This window comes from Rhizobacter sp. P1_G5, assembly GCF_056405435.1.
This window is the reverse complement of sequence record NZ_JBFUCB010001169.1, coordinates 1-657: the sequence shown is the minus strand read 5'-3', so window position 1 is coordinate 657 and position 657 is coordinate 1. Positions and strand designations below refer to the sequence as shown.

Genomic DNA, 657 nt, shown 5'->3' with positions numbered 1-657 from the left:
GCCTTGCCTTCACCGCCGTGCCACACGATGGCTTCGGTCAGCGTGCGGGCGCGGCTGTCGTGCAGGTAGCCGACCTTCACGTCCTTGCCGGCGACCAGTTCGGTGTAGCCGATGCCCCACAGGGCCGAGGTGCGCCACATGCTGCCGGTGGCCAGGCCTTCGGTCAGGCCGTCGGCCAGATCGGAGCCCATGTCATGCAGCAGCATGTCGGTGTAGGGCTTGATCTTCTGGCCGCGCGCTTCCTGGAACTCGCTGGTGGTGCCGGTCGTCATCGACGGTACGTGGCAGGTCGAGCACTTGATGGTGTTGAACACCGTCGCGCCGGCGGCGATCTTGTCGACGTCCGGGTTCAGCGCGGCCAGCGGCGATACACCCTTCGGGTAGCCGCTCGCCAGGCTGCGTTGCGCCGGCACGGCCAGCAGGGCCACGTAGCGTTCCAGCAGCGTCAGCGCCTCTTCTGTCAGGCCGGGGTCGACGCGGTTCGCGGTGCTGCACTTCGCCGGGCCATACAGGCAGTCGCGGTTCGGGTACACCGGCGAGGTGACCGACATGTCCAGCAGCGCGGCCGCCGACGCCTGGTGGCGCAGGCTGACCTTCGAGGCCTTCCAGCCGTAGCGGCCCAGGCGCACCTTGCCGGTCTCCGGGTCATACGCGTAG

Annotated in this window: 1 protein-coding gene; it reads right to left on the bottom strand. The window is 68.8% G+C overall.

Annotated features, from left to right (window positions below):
• Window positions 1-657: di-heme oxidoredictase family protein (locus tag AC1D12_RS34785; protein WP_477845596.1), on the bottom strand; the 657-nt coding region annotated here is incomplete at both ends.